The sequence below is a fragment of the Parvibium lacunae genome (assembly GCF_003335215.1).
GTDB lineage: Bacteria > Pseudomonadota > Gammaproteobacteria > Burkholderiales > Burkholderiaceae_D > Parvibium > Parvibium lacunae.
The window spans coordinates 676,397-694,314 of sequence record NZ_QPGB01000001.1 but is presented as its reverse complement, the minus strand read 5'-3'; the positions used below and the strand labels follow the sequence as shown (position 1 = coordinate 694,314).

At 50.9% G+C, this 17,918-nt stretch carries 26 protein-coding genes; 10 read left to right on the top strand and 16 right to left on the bottom strand.

Annotated elements, in window-relative coordinates; all coding sequences use genetic code 11:
* Positions 1-70: 70 nt before the first annotated feature.
* The 16 genes from DU000_RS12920 to DU000_RS03225 form a co-directional block, all read right to left on the bottom strand.
* Positions 71-760: a DUF1566 domain-containing protein gene (locus DU000_RS12920; protein WP_240001774.1), complete on the bottom strand. Its 690-nt coding sequence runs from the start codon at positions 758-760 to the stop codon at positions 71-73.
* Positions 757-1,020: a hypothetical protein gene (locus DU000_RS03305; RefSeq protein ID WP_114401897.1), complete on the bottom strand. Its 264-nt coding sequence runs from the start codon at positions 1,018-1,020 to the stop codon at positions 757-759. The genes DU000_RS12920 and DU000_RS03305 overlap by 4 nt, the downstream gene beginning before the upstream one ends.
* A complete protein-coding gene (locus DU000_RS03300; RefSeq protein ID WP_114401896.1) occupies positions 1,017-1,292 on the bottom strand; it encodes a hypothetical protein in 276 nt (91 codons plus the stop codon). Before DU000_RS03300 ends, DU000_RS03305 begins: the two co-directional genes overlap by 4 nt.
* Positions 1,289-1,708 (bottom strand): hypothetical protein, encoded by a 420-nt coding sequence (locus tag DU000_RS03295; RefSeq protein WP_114401895.1) that lies wholly within the window; start codon positions 1,706-1,708, stop codon positions 1,289-1,291. Before DU000_RS03295 ends, DU000_RS03300 begins: the two co-directional genes overlap by 4 nt.
* Positions 1,709-1,808: 100 nt before the next feature.
* Complete coding sequence (locus DU000_RS03290; protein ID WP_114401894.1) at positions 1,809-2,513, bottom strand: hypothetical protein; 705 nt, start codon at positions 2,511-2,513, stop codon at positions 1,809-1,811.
* On the bottom strand, positions 2,510-2,818 hold the full coding sequence (locus tag DU000_RS03285; RefSeq protein ID WP_147266955.1) for a hypothetical protein: 309 nt from the start codon (positions 2,816-2,818) through the stop codon (positions 2,510-2,512). The genes DU000_RS03290 and DU000_RS03285 overlap by 4 nt, the downstream gene beginning before the upstream one ends.
* A 147-nt stretch (positions 2,819-2,965) precedes the next feature.
* Positions 2,966-3,433: a hypothetical protein gene (locus DU000_RS03275; RefSeq protein ID WP_114401891.1), complete on the bottom strand. Its 468-nt coding sequence runs from the start codon at positions 3,431-3,433 to the stop codon at positions 2,966-2,968.
* Positions 3,423-3,686 carry a hypothetical protein gene (locus tag DU000_RS03270; RefSeq protein WP_114401890.1) on the bottom strand — a complete coding sequence of 88 codons (264 nt, stop codon included), beginning with the start codon at positions 3,684-3,686 and terminating at the stop codon, positions 3,423-3,425. Before DU000_RS03270 ends, DU000_RS03275 begins: the two co-directional genes overlap by 11 nt.
* A 91-nt stretch (positions 3,687-3,777) precedes the next feature.
* On the bottom strand, positions 3,778-3,927 hold the full coding sequence (locus tag DU000_RS12710; protein ID WP_158529615.1) for a hypothetical protein: 150 nt from the start codon (positions 3,925-3,927) through the stop codon (positions 3,778-3,780).
* Positions 3,914-4,555 (bottom strand): DUF3310 domain-containing protein, encoded by a 642-nt coding sequence (locus DU000_RS12915; RefSeq protein WP_240001773.1) that lies wholly within the window; start codon positions 4,553-4,555, stop codon positions 3,914-3,916. The genes DU000_RS12710 and DU000_RS12915 overlap by 14 nt, the downstream gene beginning before the upstream one ends.
* Positions 4,552-4,746, bottom strand: coding sequence for a hypothetical protein (locus DU000_RS03255; protein ID WP_114401887.1), 195 nt, complete (start codon positions 4,744-4,746; stop codon positions 4,552-4,554). Before DU000_RS03255 ends, DU000_RS12915 begins: the two co-directional genes overlap by 4 nt.
* Positions 4,747-4,748: 2 nt before the next feature.
* Complete coding sequence (locus DU000_RS03250; RefSeq protein ID WP_114401886.1) at positions 4,749-5,054, bottom strand: hypothetical protein; 306 nt, start codon at positions 5,052-5,054, stop codon at positions 4,749-4,751.
* A gap of 122 nt (positions 5,055-5,176) precedes the next feature.
* Positions 5,177-5,455, bottom strand: coding sequence for an outer membrane protein assembly factor BamE domain-containing protein (gene bamE, locus DU000_RS03245; RefSeq protein ID WP_114401885.1), 279 nt, complete (start codon positions 5,453-5,455; stop codon positions 5,177-5,179).
* A gap of 52 nt (positions 5,456-5,507) precedes the next feature.
* The gene (locus tag DU000_RS03240; RefSeq protein WP_114401884.1) at positions 5,508-6,680 is read right to left on the bottom strand and encodes a type I restriction endonuclease; all 1,173 of its coding nucleotides are present in this window, start codon (positions 6,678-6,680) and stop codon (positions 5,508-5,510) included.
* Positions 6,681-7,208: 528 nt separating this feature from the next.
* The gene (locus DU000_RS03230) at positions 7,209-7,421 is read right to left on the bottom strand and encodes a hypothetical protein (RefSeq protein ID WP_114401882.1); all 213 of its coding nucleotides are present in this window, start codon (positions 7,419-7,421) and stop codon (positions 7,209-7,211) included.
* 87 nt (positions 7,422-7,508) lie between these two features.
* Positions 7,509-8,018, bottom strand: a complete 510-nt coding sequence (locus tag DU000_RS03225) for a hypothetical protein (protein WP_114401881.1) — start codon at positions 8,016-8,018, stop codon at positions 7,509-7,511.
* Between the two features lie 73 nt (positions 8,019-8,091).
* Here DU000_RS03225 and DU000_RS03220 point away from each other — a divergent pair, with 73 nt between their 5' ends.
* The 10 genes from DU000_RS03220 to DU000_RS03175 all read left to right on the top strand — a co-directional run bounded on the left by DU000_RS03220 (position 8,092) and on the right by DU000_RS03175 (position 17,891).
* The gene (locus DU000_RS03220) at positions 8,092-8,310 is read left to right on the top strand and encodes a transcriptional regulator (protein ID WP_114401880.1); all 219 of its coding nucleotides are present in this window, start codon (positions 8,092-8,094) and stop codon (positions 8,308-8,310) included.
* Between the two features lie 88 nt (positions 8,311-8,398).
* Positions 8,399-8,863, top strand: coding sequence for a phage regulatory CII family protein (locus DU000_RS03215; RefSeq protein WP_114401879.1), 465 nt, complete (start codon positions 8,399-8,401; stop codon positions 8,861-8,863).
* A gap of 267 nt (positions 8,864-9,130) precedes the next feature.
* Complete coding sequence (locus tag DU000_RS03210) at positions 9,131-11,482, top strand: VapE domain-containing protein (protein ID WP_158529614.1); 2,352 nt, start codon at positions 9,131-9,133, stop codon at positions 11,480-11,482.
* A gap of 334 nt (positions 11,483-11,816) precedes the next feature.
* Positions 11,817-12,041, top strand: a complete 225-nt coding sequence (locus DU000_RS03200; RefSeq protein WP_147266953.1) for a hypothetical protein — start codon at positions 11,817-11,819, stop codon at positions 12,039-12,041.
* A gap of 61 nt (positions 12,042-12,102) precedes the next feature.
* Positions 12,103-12,417 carry a hypothetical protein gene (locus DU000_RS03195; protein WP_147266952.1) on the top strand — a complete coding sequence of 105 codons (315 nt, stop codon included), beginning with the start codon at positions 12,103-12,105 and terminating at the stop codon, positions 12,415-12,417.
* Positions 12,418-12,511: 94 nt separating this feature from the next.
* A complete protein-coding gene (locus DU000_RS03190; protein ID WP_114401874.1) occupies positions 12,512-13,180 on the top strand; it encodes a phage tail protein in 669 nt (222 codons plus the stop codon).
* Positions 13,181-13,263: 83 nt separating this feature from the next.
* Positions 13,264-13,800 carry a MarR family transcriptional regulator gene (locus DU000_RS12805; protein WP_192878422.1) on the top strand — a complete coding sequence of 179 codons (537 nt, stop codon included), beginning with the start codon at positions 13,264-13,266 and terminating at the stop codon, positions 13,798-13,800.
* Positions 13,730-15,658 carry a phage terminase large subunit family protein gene (locus DU000_RS03185; protein WP_192878420.1) on the top strand — a complete coding sequence of 643 codons (1,929 nt, stop codon included), beginning with the start codon at positions 13,730-13,732 and terminating at the stop codon, positions 15,656-15,658. The genes DU000_RS12805 and DU000_RS03185 overlap by 71 nt, the downstream gene beginning before the upstream one ends.
* An 11-nt stretch (positions 15,659-15,669) precedes the next feature.
* Positions 15,670-16,248 (top strand): hypothetical protein, encoded by a 579-nt coding sequence (locus tag DU000_RS03180; RefSeq protein WP_114401872.1) that lies wholly within the window; start codon positions 15,670-15,672, stop codon positions 16,246-16,248.
* The gene (locus tag DU000_RS03175) at positions 16,245-17,891 is read left to right on the top strand and encodes a phage portal protein (protein ID WP_114401871.1); all 1,647 of its coding nucleotides are present in this window, start codon (positions 16,245-16,247) and stop codon (positions 17,889-17,891) included. Before DU000_RS03180 ends, DU000_RS03175 begins: the two co-directional genes overlap by 4 nt.
* Positions 17,892-17,918 lie beyond the last annotated feature (27 nt).

The following is a 17,918-nucleotide window of genomic DNA, read 5'->3' as shown; positions in this document are numbered from 1 at the left end:
AATGGCGAACACCGAACCGCCAGTTCATCCATAAGTTGCTCATGCTTGCTCCCTGTCGATGAATACAAAATTACTCAATGACTAATAATCTGCGGACGGCTCTGGCGTGGCCGTAGCTGTTCTTGCGGCAGCAATTCTGGCCGCCACTGCGGAAACCCTGAACCCACGCATAACTGCTATCCTTTGCGAGCGTTTCGCATGACCAGTACCAGCTTCCTTTAAACTCATCTTTGCGGTTGGCGAAAAGAAGTGACTGTTCGCGCTGGGTTGGCAAATTCCCGCCAATACTCTTGGCCCAATCCATGGCGGATTGCCACTGAATATCGGTGTGCTCGCCCGGTAGCAGAAAGAGGTGATAATCTGGCTCTTCGTTCCCTAAAATAATCCCTGCGTAAACTTCGCCTTCCCGCAGGTTTTCTTTAAGAAACTGGGCTTTATTGGATTTCATTTCGCTGGCCTCGTAGACTGCTTCGCTGGCTAAAGCCGAGCGTAGAGCAGCTTTATTCTCGTATGTCTTTATTACAGAGCACCACTGTACGACCACGCCCGCGTACATGATGAAGCACGCCGCGAATATTGGGTCAAGCCAATGCAGGAACCGTTCGCCGAAAATTATCTGCTCAATCATCGCTTCCAGCGCGTTAAACCCGATGTAAAAAATGGCGACGAGCACGCAGGCAAAGACAGGGTTTCGGTCTGTAGAGTTTGCAATTACAAACGCAGAGCGGCGCACTTTCTGAATTAAAAAGTTAATAATCACGATTGCTCCTTTGCTTTGGCTAGTACAGAAACAATAAAGTTTTTTTCTTGGTTTATTTCTTCAGTTGCCCACTGCGAATTTGATGGGCTTCTCGCATCTCTCTCCATAATAGGCAGCGCCCATTTGCTAGAAGTTGTTAGCGCATCAACCAACTCCGCATTAAGCTTACGAAGTCTATCAACTTCAGACAATGCGGCTTGAGAAAATAATCTTGCCTTTATTGGAAAGGACTTCATTATCTTTTCTAGTTCTTCACTCATGCTTGCTCCTCTGGCGGCTTTCCATGTTCAAATAAATACTGGCAAATAGATTGATGTGCTTTTATTGAGTTCTTTGCACCTTCTGCTTGATGCAATATGTACCCTTGCCGCTCACTCTTTTCTACATTCCATTCCCAAACCAATGTTTCAGAGTAAATATTATTTCCAGCCAGTACCGCTGATGATTGCCGGTTAATCGTGCTAACAAAGAAACATTTATCCCCATAAAAAATATGAGATTGAGCTAACGGCTCGTTTATGCTTTCCGTCATGCTTGCTCCTTTGCTTTCAAAGCCACGCGCCCCTCTTGCGCGACGCAGTACAGTTGCAAGAATTCATCTACTGTCGGCAAATCTTGCTTGTAGAAAGCCTTCCCGGCTTGTGATAGATGCTGTTTGAACTGCTGCAGCATGAATGCCAGGGCTTTCTCGCGAGATCGTTCGAGGGCTTCTGCGGCTTGGTTGAGCATGCCCTGGTAGTCGATCAGCATTCCTTGCTTGTCTGCTGCCAGCATTTCTGTATTTCTAGTGCCCCACTTACTGCTCAAGAGATCAAAAAATATCTTCGCACTCTCGTGCATGTCACCGTCAAATACCATTTTGCCGGTATTGAAATCCAAAAACCCCACCCTTCCGAGCTCGTGGTGCTCGAAGTAAATGCGATGTGTTTTGTAAGATAAATCTTGCATGCGCTATCTCCTTAATTTTTGGTGGCTTGCTTTGTTAGAACCGGCACGCTCTTTACATTTGCTGCGTAGTGCAGACGGACTTGCAGCCATAGGTGAGGGTTCATGGCGTCACCCGCTTAAATTCGACTACCCAAACCCACGGATTTGCATCCCATGATTCGGGGCCGTTAATGGATTCCCACAGCGAACAAAAAGATGCAGAAGCAGTGCCACACGGCGTAAGTCCTGCAGCCTCTTGCTCGGTATCGTTGCAGTAACGTCGCCAAGCGTCACCGATTACTGTGCGCTCAACGCCCTCCGAAATTGCATCCGCTTCGCTAATATCCTGCAACCGCTCAACGCGCACGCCTGTAATTTCAAGAGTGATGCGGCTGGCCCAACGGGGCATGTGGATTGATGGACGCATCTTCGGCTTATGCGGACCGTTCGGCCCGCTTAGCCATACATCATCAGCGCCGTAAACTACGCGAGATTCTTCTGGACTATATGAAAAACTTTTCATACTTGGAGAGCGAGGGCAAAAGCAATGCGTTTCCCGCACCCAAAGGCGGTCGCCTGGCCGTCCGTAAGGGCTGAACTGAGAAGCGATGATGTTATGCGGATGTATATTGCCAATGCCGCCGCTGTGGCTTCCCAGCACGCCCTTAACTGGTTTAGTGAAACGAACACTCCACGTCACTATTCCACCGCTCTCTCGTTTGATTTTCAAGTCACTTATCGGCGCTACTCGCCGCGTCTGCGTCTTGCGACCGCCAAGAATTGCGCGAACCATTTCGGAATAAAATAAGATAGGGCGCTCTTTCATATCGCCCCCCCTTCGCTCATGAAGATTTCCGCATGCCCCGCAGCGTGCTCATAATCGCCGTGTTTGATCTTCTCGACAACGATCATTCTGTTTCGCTCAGTTAGTTTGTCGGCAATGTTGTAAATACCGAAGCAGGGCTTCCACAGCGATGCTCTGTGTAGTTCAAAGTCGCGCCCATTAACCAAGATGCCCGACACAATCAGCACTAAAAACGGGCTGATTGATACAATTGCCCCGGTGATTTTTTTCGGCGAAACTTGGCATTGGCAATTGCGGCCTTGGTTGCAGCGTTGATTGCATTTCATTTTCTTGGCTCCATGTCAGTGACTCATTAACACTCTGCTCACAAACCCCAAACAAACTTTTGATACTCGCGCGCGCTTGGCGCTCGTTAAAACCACTGCTCAATAACAGGTTGTACTTGCTGCGTATTGCTTCTTTGCTAACGATGTTCATGCTCTCAATGCCTCAATTTCATATTTAATTTGTACGGTCCTAACTAAATCTTTTGCTTCACCGGCCCGCATGTCTCCGGCTATCTCACGCAGCTCATGCAGGCAATGTCTGGCTGCGTTTATGTGGCTCTGTTGCAGCGGCGTGCTGGTGCGCAAGCAGTTTGCCAAGCGCTTGATAGGCCCGGTGTCAATCTCAACGCCATGGCGGTTTGCGTAAACATCAAACACATCGTAAAAGCCCTCAATGGCAGCGGCCATCTCGTAATATTCGCTATCACCAAACACCCGCATGATCGGCACGCCCTTGTCTGTGGCTTCCACTTCGCCGGTGGTCTCGATGTGGTTGAGCAAGTCGAGCATCGGCTGAAAAGCTGCATGCAGCTTGTACGGCTGGGCGCGCAGCTTGACGTTAGCGGCACTAACGCCGCCACGGTATTGCTTGCGGGGTTTTTTGCTAGCGGGCATGGTGGTGGCCCTTCATGAATTTGCGATGGGCCCACATGCTCACCACTATGCCAAGTGGCCCGCCGCAGAGATAGGCAGCAATTTCTATCCAGTTAGCGGTGGGCGCTAGCTTGTACAAAATCATCTGCCCAGCGCCAATCGCCAAGCTGGTGATGGCTGCGCTCTTGTAGTGGCCGCCGTTCACGTTTTGGCTTTGGAAACCTAGGGCAAACACGAGTACAAAGGTGCTGAAGAGTAAGGCGAGGGCTGTCATGCTGCATACCCCCTGAACACCACTTGCAGCGCCCGCAGCAAAGAAGCCCAGCGCCCGCGCAGCCCGCGTCGGTAGAATTGGTAAAGAGAGATTATGCGGCGCATGGTTTGACCGTGATTTTGGAGTTTTCAAGCGCCAGGGTTTCAAGAGCAAAATCAATAGCATCGATGGCGCTCATAAAAATGCCCTTGTAAAAAAGGTTAGCGGTCTTGGTGATGACTTTGATTTCAAAGGTTCGCATCGTTTTTCTCCAGGCGTAGGATTTCACGGTCAATGTACCAGCGGGCTTTTTTAAGGTCTTCAATGTGCGCGGCTTGTTCTTTTCTCCCCGCCCGCCAAAGGTACTTAATGGCGTTGCCAACGCAAAAATTCATGTGCTCGGTAATCTGAATGCACTCTACGCCGCTCGGGTGTTCTGTGTAGTGGCTCGGGTGGTTGACGGCATCGCCTGTGTTATTGTTGTTGTTCTTATCTATGGTGGGGTTGGACATGTCAGATTCTTTGGTTAACGATGCAACGGATTGTTTTGATAGATACATTGAAATGATTTCAGTAAGAAAAACAGGCATTCCTGCTGCTGAAACTGATTGCGCGATAGCGGTTAGGCAGCGCCTAAAATTTGCTTCGCTAATTGCAGAGGCAGAGTTCGGTTCTGCTACAACACAGCAAGCGGTGCTGGCCGTTTTTGCTGCGCTCAACGCCGCTGCCTTATCTGCGGAAAAGTAAATAGATGCGTCGCAGACTTCATTCAGGCATTCCAATATCTTGCCGTATGGGCGTCTTTGTAATGGGTGGCCGCACTTTTCACATGACCGCACGGCTGCGGGTATAGGGTCTAGCGGCGGCAAACGTGAGTGGTGGCGCGTCATTCAAAGTCTCCCGCGACAATTTTCTTAATATCTGGTTTTGGTTTGTGCGGTGCGCGTTGTTGGCGGCGCAAAATGGCCGCACCCTCTAGGGCCAGTGCGCGTTGAAGCGCATCGCTAGCGGCGTTTAAATCGGCTATGCCTTGCTCTGCGCAAAGCCGATTAAGGATGGATATAGGGGCGGCGGCGCGCATGGTCAGATGGCCGTCCCAAGAAGCTCATTGATGAGCTCTCGACAAAGCTGGCTTGCTTCAACTTCTCTGCCAATTAAAAATAAATGCCTGATTTTGTGCAGATCGGCTGGGTCAATAAAAAACCGAGTTAAGTTTTCATCATCGAAGATGGCTTTTTGATTTGCCGCTTTTCGATAGGCTATTTCAGAGGCTAGTTCCTCGTCAGTAAAAACGCTTAGGCTTACCTCAACGTCAACCGACTCGGTTGTGTAATGAACTGGGCTGCGGTATGGCTTGGTGACTGGCTGCTGACTTGAGCTGGTTTCCATGATTTCTCCCGTTTTCGTGGACTGCGGGAGAACAATAGCAAAGCTATCAAATTAAGTCAATAGCAATGCTATATTTATTTGTGAAAAAAAACCCGCCGAAGCGGGTGTTGTGTTCGAGCTAATTATTTGAAGTTTTCAGGTATTGGGGGTGGTTTAACGACTTTGCCGTCTTTAATAACGATTGACACGCTTCTAGAGCCGCTAAATGTGTCGGCGTAGCTCCACACCCAAACCATGCCTTCCTGGCTGCTTTTCACCAGATACGGGGCGCCCATGATCTTTGTCACTTCGGCTTCTGTCATGCCTTCTTTGATCTGTCTGGCTTGATCCCACTTAAATGGGGTGCCTGCGCAGCCTATTAAGGCAAAACAACAAACGAAAGTAGATAAAAGTTTACGCATTATTGCTCCTTTAGTTGTCGGTGTATGGGTTGGGCGCAGCACCATTTGTTGCTTACTCCGGTTGCTTGTCTTGCGCTTGCGCACGTTTAAAGTTTTCATCGTTTTTGCAAAATGCGAGCGCGTCATCTAACAGCCCTGGGATTCTGCTTAAAAGGTCGGGCTTATCTAGCACCAAGCTGTCACTGCCCATCATTTCAATTTTTGCGCGCTTGATTTCCAGCCGATGTTGTTCGGTGAGCGGCATGCAAAAGTTGAGCGTGGGGCGTTTTTTGTTAGCCCAGTAGCGAACCAGCCAGCGGTTTGCCTTGCCTTCATATAGCACCGAAAAATAACTTTCTGTATCTTTGGCAACTAAGGGTTCATTAGGCAGAATGTCTGTGCTTATTTCAAGCAAGCGTTTTTCTGCGCTTGTAGTGACGATTTTGGAGTTATTAGGGTCTATTGTAGGGGCGTCGGGGTCAAATGCGGGTGGTGGTGGCGGGGCCGTCTCATTGGCGCTAATGTCGGCTTGGCTTGGTTTGGTGAGTGATGTGGTCACCATGTCGCTAATCGCTTTGACCACAGCCTGTTTCATAATTGGCTGCACTGTCTCAATGAAGCGTGCAGTAAATGTTCGCTGAATGCCCGCTCTGGCGGCCATGTACTTGACGAAATCAGTGTCGCATTCGCTAAGGATGTGAGTGATTGCGTTTTTGAAAGCCGAAAGGTAGGTGTTTTCTTCCGCCATGGCGCGCAACGCTTCTGGTTGAAATTTGTCATGGTGGAACTGGTTTAATTGAAGTGCAGCTTCAGTTTGGCCTTGGTCAAAGCGGACAGTTAGAAATGGCTCGCTATCCATGATGTTTTTGTTAACGAGGTCGGTAAAAAAACGCCACTCACGACCGTTTGTTATGGCCCCCACGGTTACGTCTGGTGTGGCGTTGTAATATCTTGAGAGCTGCGGGCAATGGTTGTTTAGGTTAGAGCTAAACGGCTTAGCTTCAATAAACATAACCGGCTTGCCGTTGCAAAAGAGAGCGTAATCAACGCGCTCACCAGCTTTGGCGCCGGGGAAGTCAGCGGCGTGCTCGGCCTTCACCTTGGTGGGGTCGTATGGGTTAAAACCCAAAATATCTAGCAAGGGTAGTATCAGCGCTTGCTTCGTCGTTTCTTCAGTGGTGCAGTGCTCGCCGACTGATGTTACGTGCTCTATGTGTTTGGTTACTCTTTGTAGAAATTCGTTCATATCTGCCTCTTTTTAATACGCCGCTAGCTTAGTTTAAATCGGTGGCGGCTTGCCAACCGCCCTGGCTCGTTGTGTTTGGTTTTTGATGCGTCGATAGTATATGTGAATGAAAAGACCAATCGCCGTCGCTAAAGTGGCCGAGGCTACCTGTAGGTGCATATTTTGGATGTGCGCAATAAGATAAACTGCCCCGGCTGTAGCCACCAACCACCGGGCCAAGGGTAGCCACCGCTTGAGTCGGTGCTTCTCTTCTCGCGCACGCCAGTAGTATGCCAAGTCCGATTTGCAAAGGTCGTTTGGGCAGTGTTTTGCGATTCTTGGCACGGGTGTTTTGCAAACAGGGCATTTACCCACCATTCTGTGTGATAGCTTTAGCGGCCTGCTTTCTGGAAAGTCAGACTGTAGGCCCGCTGGCGGCGTGAAATCAATCTCTAACTGATTTACAGATAATCCGTTGTGTTCTTTACTCATACCTCACCCAATAGGCCCGTTTGTTGGTTTTTGGCCTTATTGGTGTTTACGGTATGTTTATCCAGTCCGTGAGTAGGGCTGATTCTTAATCTTATGTAGCAGTTCTGCTACTTGGTCTGGTGTGCCGCCCTTGATCTTAATGGTGCCGATGGCGATCCCACCTGGGCCAGCCTTAACGCTACTTTTCTTTACCCGTTTTTTTGGGCTCGGCGTCACGGGTTCAAATCCATCCAAAACAGCTTGCCTCAATGCTGCGTCAAAGTCATTCATGCCTCAATTGCCTCTGTGTATTTTTTATACACATTAGCAAGGCGCAAATTCATTGTCACCTGTCATTTTTGATAGCTTAGGAGGGGGTTAGGCATCATCCTTGGCTAGGCTTGCTATCTGTCCAATCAGTCTTGCTGAATCCGTCCAGGCTTGGCTCTCTCCGCGCTCGATTAATATGCGCAATACTTTTGAGCGTAAGCCGGGCTTGGCTTTGTAGCCAAAACCAGCCTCAATAGCGGCGATGGCTTTGTCAACGTTTAAGAGAATTTCTCCATAGAGATCAAGCAGGTCTGTGTTGTAGGGAGCCGTTGGTTCGGCGATACGCGGTTTGGCGTGGTTTGAAATGCGGGCCGCTATTTCTGCAATTCTAGGGCTGAATTCCTCTATGCCGACGCCTAGCCCTTCAGCGTAAAGAAGGGCTGCCTCAAGGCTAATAGGCCGCAACCCTTCCATGTGCTGGTAGATCAGATTTGGGCCGCCGGGGAAATTCATTTTTTTTGCGAATACCGGGCGTGTGAGTTTATTTGCCCGTTTTTCCCGCTCAAAAATTTCTTTCAACTTTTGGCCTTCGGCCTCTTGGTATGTTTTTGCGCTCATATATAGCGATGCTATCCAAAAAAAACGATAGCAGGGCTTGCAAAATATAGAATAGCTATGCTATTGTTTTGGCATGCAACTTAAAGATTATTTATCAGAAGACAGGACCCGTCGCACATCGCTCAGCGCGGCGCTTGGTGTCACAGCCCCATTTTTAGATCAGCTATCAAATGGAACGCGGCCAGTGCCGCCCGCTAGATGTGTGGAGATCGAGCGGGCGACACTCGGGCGCGTAACGCGCAAAGACTTGCGGCCTGATTGGGCATTAATTTGGCCCGAATTAGTTGATTAGTCATTTCTGCCTCTGAGCATAGTTATGTAGTGACTGTAGTGTGAGTTAAGTCGAAGTGAGTGGCAACGCGAGTAAACAGGGGGTGTTTATGAATGCAGTGGAGTATATGGGTGTTAAGACAGCGGCACATCACACGGTGCATGGTTTTCCGGGTGGTGCTATGGCGCTGGCTTCGGCGATTGGTATTAGCTCTGGTGTGCTGAGCAACCAAGTTTCACTTACCCGCCCGCAAGATAATCTTTCTTTGGTGTCGGCCATGCGGGTGATGCGGGCGACGGAGAATTATTCAATACTGAATGCCATGGCGCAAGAGCTTGGGCACGTGGTGATGCAGGTTGGGGTAGCGCATTTAGATCAGCCTCACGCACAGATGATGGCGCGGCTTTTTAAGGAGGTGGGTGAGGCGGTTTCTGCGCTGGCACAGTCATTGGCTGACGGAAAGGTTTCTCGCAACGAAATGATGAACATTCACACTGAGGTGGATCAGTCTATTGTGATGTTGATTGAGGCCAAGCAAATGGCACAGCGATTATATGACGAGGGGGCGCGCTGATGCCTCGCCCTCTTTCCCCGGAGTCGATTATGGTGTTGCAGGCCTTACGTAGTGGCCCTGCCATTATGCATAACGTGCTTCCAAACACACTTCAAGCAAGACAGATGATGCGACGTTTGGTGTGCTCTGGCCGGGTGGTAGTGGTGGGAAAAGAGCGTGTACCCCATGCGAAGCGCCCTGTTTGTGTTTACGGATTACCGGAACATAAGCAGTCAACGCCGCAAATGTTCGGCAAGTTTGCGATGCTGTTTAGGTAGCGGGGGCGGGGTGGATAAATTGGATTTTAAGAGCATTGCTGATGCAGCGTTGAGTGCCGCCAAGCAGTTGCTTTCAGAATGGTACCCGCAGGGCCGCTTTGATGGTAGAGAAATGCGCTGCGGGGATGTGCAGGGTGGTGAGGGTGATAGTTTTTCCGTGAACATTGTCACTGGAATGTGGGCCGATTTTGCGGGCACAGAAAAGGGGGGCGATTTAATTAGCCTCTATGCGGCCCGCTTTGGCGTGAGTAATTTAGAGGCCGCAAAGGCGATAGCTGGCCGCTTGGGTATGGCGGTTGCGCGTGATTTAGGGGTGTATCAATCTAAGGCAGTAGCCCCGGCTGTCGTTCAAATTAAACCAGATTCTATCGAGCGCTCTGCGCGCACGCCCTGGTGCCCTGTGGTGCCCGTGCCTGCAGATGCGCCAGCTTATCCGCAGGCGCACATCAAGCGCGGCAAGCCAGAAATGCAGTGGGAGTACCGCAGCTATGCTGGTGAGTTGCTGGGGGTGGTGTACCGTTTTAAAACCAGCGATGGCGGCAAAGAGGTGTTGCCGTGCGTATATGCACGAAATAGCGAAACAGGCCGCGAAGAATGGCGCTGGATGCAATGGGCAGAGCCGCGCCCGCTGTACGGCCTGGACCGCTTTGGTAGTGGGCAGTGGGCGCTGTTGGTTGAGGGGGAAAAGTGTGTGGATGTATTTAATTCCCTCGCCCTTAATATCAATTGTGTTTCTTGGTCTGGCGGCAGTAAAGCCTACGCCAAGGCGGATTGGCCTTCTTTAGTTCCGCTGGTGCCCAGCAAAAAGATTGTCATATGGCCAGACCATGACGAGCCGGGCATGAAGGCCGCAGAGGGCATCGCAAAAATACTCGCTCGCCTTGGATTTGAAGTGCGCATCTTGGCGATACCGGCTGATAAGCCTGAAGCATGGGATGTGGCCGACGCAGTTTTGGAAGATGGCTGGACGCCCGAGCAGGTGCGCAGCTTTATTACGGAGAAGGTACAGGCCGCATCAAGTTATGTTGAGCAAAGCCCTGCGCCTACGGGTGTTACTGATACGCCGCCAACCGCTGATAACGCTGGCGCGGAGCCGGTGAGTTGGGATGCCCAGCTAATTCGGAATAGCGAAGGCGTGGCGAAAGATGTGTGGCATAACGTAGCTTACATTTTGCAGCTGCACCCAGCATTGGCTGGCATGGTGGCTTACGATTGTTTTTCAAACAAGGTGGTCAAGCGACTTACGCCGCCCTGGGTGGGTGGCAAGCAGGGGGAGTGGACGGATCAGGATGATCGTGAGCTTTCTTTTTGGATTGCAGCAAAGTGCTATTTGACCATCCGCAGCATAGAAACCATTGGCCAAGCGGTGATGCATGTGGCTAAGCGCAATCAATTTAACCCAGTCGAAAATTACTTGAATGGGTTGGTCTGGGATGATTTTGATAGGACCGCATATTGGCTGCATGAGTGTGTTGGTGCGGCTGATAATGAGTACACTCGCTTGGTGGGGAAGTTATTTTTACGCGGGATGGTGAAGCGTGCTATGCATCCTGGCTGTAAATTTGATAACAGTATTATTCTGATTGGTTCGCAAGGCTTGGGTAAATCCACGGTGTGGAAAATTCTCGGCGGTGAGTGGTTTGCTGATACGCCTTTCAAGCCGGGCGATAAAGATAGCTACATGATGGTGCAGGGCGCTTGGCTTTATGAGCTAAGTGAGCTTGAGCAATTCAACCGGGCCGAATCTACGGCCATTAAGGCCTTTACGGCGAGTAGTACAGACCGTTTCCGCTTGCCGTATGGTAAGCGCGTCGAGGCGGTACCGCGTGTGTGTGTGTTTGGCGGTACTACGAACAATCTTGAAATATTCAAAGACCAGACTGGGAACCGCCGCTACTGGCCGGTAGAGATTCCACCCGGCAGTCGCCCTAATTTAGAGTTGTTGGCCGAGTGGCGCGATCAGCTCTTTGCGCAAGCCTTGCATGAGGTCCGTGCGGGTGAGCGTAGCTATGCGACGCCAGATGAATCGCTGCGTCTGATTGAGCCAGTTTGCCAGAACTTTGAGGTAAGCGATGCCTGGGCGGAGGCGATAGAGGCTTTCTTGTCTGGCAACACTCGGGCAGAAATAACGACGCAAGAGATCATGAGTGAGGTGTTGCGGCTTGATTTAAGCGCCTTAGGAACGCCTCGCGCAGCGGAGACGAGGATAGGGCAGGCTATGAATAAATTGGGCTGGCGTAAGGTCCGTAAAGTGGTTGGGAACCGCAGGTATTACGCATACGTACGGCCTGCGCAAGCATTGGTAGGGGTGGAGGCGGTGGATTGCATACAGGAAAAAGAATATGCAGATTTGCCACTTTGATTTTTTTGCTGAAATTGCCCAGAGATCGGGGAGCCTGATGGCGCAACCGGAAAAGGGTATTTCTGAGAAAAACTCTGCCCTACATAGCAAGGTTAGGAGTGAGGTTAGGCAGTGCCAAGCCGCGCCAGATAAGGCTACGTCCAACCTCCTAACCTACCTAACCTGTTTTCTCGTGTGCGCACATGTGCGTGCGTATGTGGGTGCGCGGGCGCACGCACGCACGCACACACACACGCAAGATAATCGGGTAGGGCAGGTTAGGAGGTTAGGTAAAGTAAGTAAATTCAAGGCTTTGCAGTGCCTAACCTATAACCCAACCTGATTGAGGTTAGGCGTGCAGAAAAAAAACTACCGTGTTTTGATGCCGGAATGCACCAAGTTTTTTGATGAGATGCGCGAGGCGTTTGGTAAAGAGGTAGTGGATGATGCTATTCGGTCTGGTCGGTTTTATGCCAAAGAGGCAGGGCATGAGCTGGGCGGGTTAAGTGATTGGAGTGGATCTATTGCTGTCAGGGATATGGTTCTGAATACGGGGGTGAGTTGTGGCATTAAAAGGTGATCTGCATCGAAGAATGGTTATGTGGGCGCAGTGGTCTAGCGGCGACAGTGGCTACAGAAAGATGACACTAGAGGCTCGGCTCTCGGCTGGAATGTTTGTGCCCGGTAATTCAGTGCCCGCGTCTCATGTGCCGATTGAGTCGTTAGAGGCTCACGAAACAGACAAGTTTGTGGCGGGCTTATGTAAAGATTATCAAAACTTGTTAACGCAGGTTTATCGCAAAGGTTATGGTGCCCGCGCTGCGGCTTCTATGCTGGGAATTAGCTCAGCTACTTTTGCTGAGCGTGAGCGACAGATTCAGTGGCTTTGGGATAACCAGCGCAGCCAAGTGCAAGAGGCAAGATATGCCTATGTAAAAAAACGTTTAGCTACCTAAAACATGATCTGATAATATTCATACACTAGCAATAGCTACGTGCAAGCAGCTTTGCCGTTTAACCCGTCTCCATGTGCCAACCCCTGGCACCCCTATGCGCCCGGTCAGAGATGATCGGGCGCTTTCTTTTGAAATGATCAATATCAATTTCTCTATTGACGCTGGGGGGGCATTGGAAAAAATCAGGAGCCTTGGCGGTGAGTTTTATAACAAGGTGGTTGTTTCTGCATTGAATGCAACTGCTGCTAAAGCCCGGGCAGAGATGACTAGGCGTATCACGGCTGAATACAACGTCAAGGCTGGCGATGTCCGCTCGCAATTGTTTGTTTCAAAAGCGTCAAGAAAGAACAACAAGCTTTTTGTCAGCTTGCAGGCATTTGGTCGGCGTCGAGGTCGGAGTAGCAGAAACGTAATTATGTTTGACGCTAGGACGGTAGAGGGACGCGGGCCGGGGAAGCGTGTCAATGTTCAATTCCCTAATGGTGATTGGCGCTCCATTGTAGTTAAGCCTGGCGGCGGGGTTTCGATAAAAATTAAAAAGGTTGGCGGTAGAAAACTCATACCTGGGGCATTCATTGGCAACAAGGGCAGAACTGTATTCGTCAGGACTGGCAACGGGCGAGATATAAAGGCAGTAGAGACCTTAGATGTTCCCGGCATGTTCAATACAAAGAGAATCACCCAAGCTGTAGTCAGCAAGGTAGTCCAAGACTTAGACAAAGAGGTTGTCAGGTCAATTAACTACTATTCAAACAAAATTTAGCGGGTCCTTTCTAGCGTATTTAGCTACGGCGCTAAAAGACCCGAAAAAGCTCTAGTTTGCAGATATTCAGGGGGGTTGTATTAATGGCAACGCAACAGCAGATTGCCGATCATCTTGGAATCACGCAGCAAGCCGTAGCAAAGCAAATGGATCAGCTTGGCATTGATTGGCGCCAGTCCACGCTTGATGAAATTCGATTGAAGTATTTAGATTCACTTCGTGCGCAGGCGTCTGGTCACCAGACTTCTAGCGGCGAAAGTTTGATTGCCGAGCGAATTGAAACCGAAAAGGTGGATCGAGCACTCAAGCTGCTGATATTAGCTGAGAAGCGTGGGCTGCTTGTGAATGTAGCTCAGCTTGAGCCTGAGCTGATAAACATGGTGGGGGCGTTTAAAGCTGAATTGCTTGCGCGCGACGACAAACTTAAAACCGAGCTCGACGCGCTTTACGGCATTAATCTGGATGTGTCCTTACTGAATGAACATACCCGCTCAGCACTTCAACACTTCGCTCGATACTACCCAAGCGATCAAGAGCTTACTGTCCCGAATGGCAGCTCAGCTTGCGCCATCGGAGCAGATCAGCACAACGGAGTGGTCACGGCGTTATCGCCGTCTTAGCGCCAAAGCTTCGGCAAGACCGGGACGCTATAACCCTGACTTAACGCCCTGGGTCGCTGGTATGCACGCGGCGTTGGATGATCCTACTGTCAGTAAAGTGGTGGCAATGAAGTCTGCGCAAGTGGCGTGGACGGATGGCGTGCTCATGAATTACTTGGGCAAGCGGATTGATATAGATCCGTGCCCGATGATTGTGATGTTTGCCAAGGATCAGGCCGCAAAGCAATTCAACGACGAAAAATTCACGCCGATGGTGGAAGCAACGCCACGGCTCGCTGCGATCATTCCTGTACATAAAACTCGTGATCGAAATAATCGTTCAGAGTTTAAAAGCTTTCCCGGGGGATTTGCCAAGTTTGTTGGCTCGAACTCGCCCAGCTCTGTTAAATCGACCCCAGCACCGGTGGTAGCGATTGAAGAGCCAGACGATTGTAACGACAACGTGAGTGAGCAGGGTGACACCATTACCCTACTCGAAGAGCGTACCAAGACCTTCACGCGCCGCAAAGTGATTTTTGGTGGTACTCCCACAATTGAGGGGATCAGCCGAATCGAAGCGGCTTACCGGCTGAGTGACCAGCGCAAGTTTTTTGTGCCCTGTCACCATTGCGGCGAAAGTCATGTACTTGAATGGTCAAACGTCCACTGGTCAGAAGAATCGGCACAACTGCATGAGGTATTTGGTACAGCTGATCCACAGTCTGCCTACTACGTCTGCCCGCATTGTGGTGGTGTTTGGGATGATGCCGACAAAAATCGGAACGTACGTAAAGCCGATTGGCGGGCTACAGCCGCCTTTCATGGAGTAGCTGGGTTTTACATTAACGAGCTATACAGCCCGTTCCCTGGCTCGACGCTGCCGCGCTTGGTTGAGAAATTCTTAGTCGCTCAGCACGCGCTCTCGCAAGGTGATGACACCAAAATGCGGGCCTTCCGCAATAACACCGAAGGTCTGCCCTATGCGTATCAAACCGACTTACCCGATATTGACGGTTTAGCGAAGCGAGCTGAGCACTACGGTGAACTAACCGTTCCGCGTGGCGCGCTGGTGCTCACGGCGGGAGTCGATGTTCAGCATGATCGTATTGCTGTAGCAATTTGGGCTTGGGGACGTGGTGAAGAAAGCTGGCTAGTTTATTGGGGCGAAATTCACGGCAAAACCATGGTGCCAGAACATGGCGCGTGGGTTGACCTAGAAGCATTGCTGTCGCGACAATATGAGCATGAAATTGGCGGCCACTTGCAAGTGCGTGCGGTCTCTATTGATAGCTCTGACGGCCAAACGTCTGATGCCGTTTATGCGTTTGTCCGCAAGCGTATGGGTCGCAATTACATGGCGGTGAAGGGGGCTAGTAGTGATGAAGGGCGCGAGATTTTTAGCCCGCCCAAGGTAGCGATAGATACCAACCGGCAACAAAAAGCGCACAAGTACGGTTTGCGGCCATTCATTGTTGGCACGCAGCGCGCAAAAGACCTCATCCTTGGTCATGATGCTGGGGCGGGTCGCCTCAAGTTGGTAGGAAATGGCCCAGGCCGAATGCACTGGTACAGCGGCGTGCGCCCAGATTTCTTTGAACAGATGACCAGTGAAGTAAAGGCCCCGCACCGAACGATTCGCAATCGTAAGGTGTGGCAAAAAAAAGCCGGGGTCAGAAACGAAGCGCTAGATTGCACCGTTTATGCACTCCATGCCGCCCGCAGTTTAAAGATCAATCTGTGGAAAGAAGACCGCTGGCAAATTGAAGAAGCGAGGTTGAACCAACCTACGCTATTTGATCAGAGCGAAACACCTGAAACAAAACCAAGTAAACCCCAAACTTTCCAGCCCGCCCGTAAGTTTTCCGCAACGCGCTGGTAGTAAAGCCAAACATGAACGACGCCACGAATCTACCTGCTACCCTCGTTGCAGGTGATAGCCTATCCTGGACTGATGATGTGTATGTGGACGATAACAACAAGTCCTACACGTCAGCTACATACACGCTCACCTATTATTTCCGAGGCCCCGGCGCCGGAATCAATGTGGCCGCCGTGGCCAACGGCAGCGGCTGGAAAACGACACTCACCGCCCCTAATTCCGCACCTATGGCAGCGGGACAATGGTTTTACGTTGCAGTGCTCTCTAATCAAGCGGGTGAGCGCGTAACAATTTCAAGCGGACAAATCGAAGTCACTCCTGATCTGACTCGAATAGATACGCCATATGACGGTCGAAGCCTCGCCGAAAAAGCGCTGGCTGATGCAGAAGCCGCCCTAGCCAGTTTCAAAAGTACGCAGGGAAAAATCAAGCGTTACACCATCGCTGATAGAACCATGGAATTTGCCAGCGTGCCGGAATTGTTACAGCTAATTAATTACTGGAAAGTCCGAGTAAATAGCGAGCGTACCGCCAAACAAATTGCTAACGGCCTCGGTGATCCACGCCGACTCCTAGTGAGGTTTAGATGAAACCTTGGTACAACGTCGAGCGAGTTAAGCAGCCCGGTAGCGTCGTCTTGCGGGAATGGATGGCTAAGCGTTTGCAGGCCAGTAAGCCAGTCCAAAAGCGTTTTTTTGAAGGGGCTGAATTTAGTCGCCTTACCGCTAACTGGCAGGCAACCAATACAAGCGGTGATTCAGAGATTCTGACGAGTTTGCGGACGTTGCGTGCCCGTAGCCGCCAGCTCGTGCGGGATAATGAATACGCCAAAAATGCCATGCGCATTGTACAAAACAATGTCATTGGCTCAGGCATTGGCATGCAAGCGCTCGTTGCTAGTAGCGCAGGTAAACTTCAATCGCGCTTTAACGATCAAATCGAACAGGCCTGGCAAGACTGGGCCGAGGCGAAAACCTGCCACGTCGCGGGTAAGCTCGCCTTTGCCGATATAGAGCGCTTGGCGCTTGGGCAGCTATTTGAAGCTGGTGAGGTGCTCATCCGTAAAATCCGCCAACCATTCGGCGGTGGCCAAATACCGTTTGCAATTGAGGTAATTGAAGCAGATCGACTAGTCGATCAAATCCAAACCGCCAAAGCCCCCAACGGCAACATGATCCGCATGGGCGTCGAGGTTGATGAGTGGGGCCGTGCCGTCGCCTACTGGCTGCACCCCAAGCATCCGGGCGACTACCAGTTTATGTCATTCGATGTACAGCGATTTATTCGCATCCCTGCAGATGAAATCATTCACTTGTACATGATTGAGCGCTGGCCGCAAACGCGCGGCGTGCCATGGATGCACGCCTGCCTGCGCCGTCTTAACGACATGCATGGTTATTCAGAGGCCGAAATCATCGCTGCGCGCGCTTCAGCCAACATCGTCGGTTTTTTCACCACGCCCGATGGGCTGCCCGGCGATGACGTGCAAAATAACCAGCGCATTTACGACGCAGAACCCGGCACCTTCCAGCAGCTCAACCCCGGTGAAAACTTTGTCGGCTTCAACCCCAGCCGCCCTAATGCTGCGCTAGAACCTTTTATGCGCTTCATGCTGCGCTCCATGGCCGCAGCCGTGGGGGTGAGTTATGAGAGTTTGAGCCGCGATTACAGCCAAAGTAACTACAGCAGCAGCCGCTTGGCATTGTTAGATGACCGCGCCTTGTGGCGCATCTTGCAAGGCTGGTTTATTCGCTCGCTGCGGCAAGAAATCCACCGCGAATGGCTGGATGCTGCCGTACTCAGTGGTGCCGTCACCATCCCCGATTACTTCAGCAATACCAAAAAATATCAACGCGTGCGCTTTAAGCCGCGCGGCTGGTCGTGGATTGATCCAACCAAAGAAGTCACCGCCTACAAATTGGCGGTGCGCAGTGGCTTTACCACCGTTAGCGATGTGATTGCCGATACAGCAGGCGGGCTGGATGCCGAAGACGTATTCAAAGCTCGTCGAGATGAGCTGGACATGATGGCTGATCTTGATCTCATCTTTGATACCGACCCCGCCCAAGTCAACGACAAAGGCCAAGCCCAAGCGGCGACCCCGGCGAATGAAAGTGATACCAGCCCCAACGCCGCTGATGGTGATGTTGCTGGCAATACCGATGACGCAAGCGATTCGTCGAATGACTCTACCGATGACACCAGTAGCGGACTAGATAGCAGCGAAACCTAAACCACCCAATTTCAACCCCATGCAAAG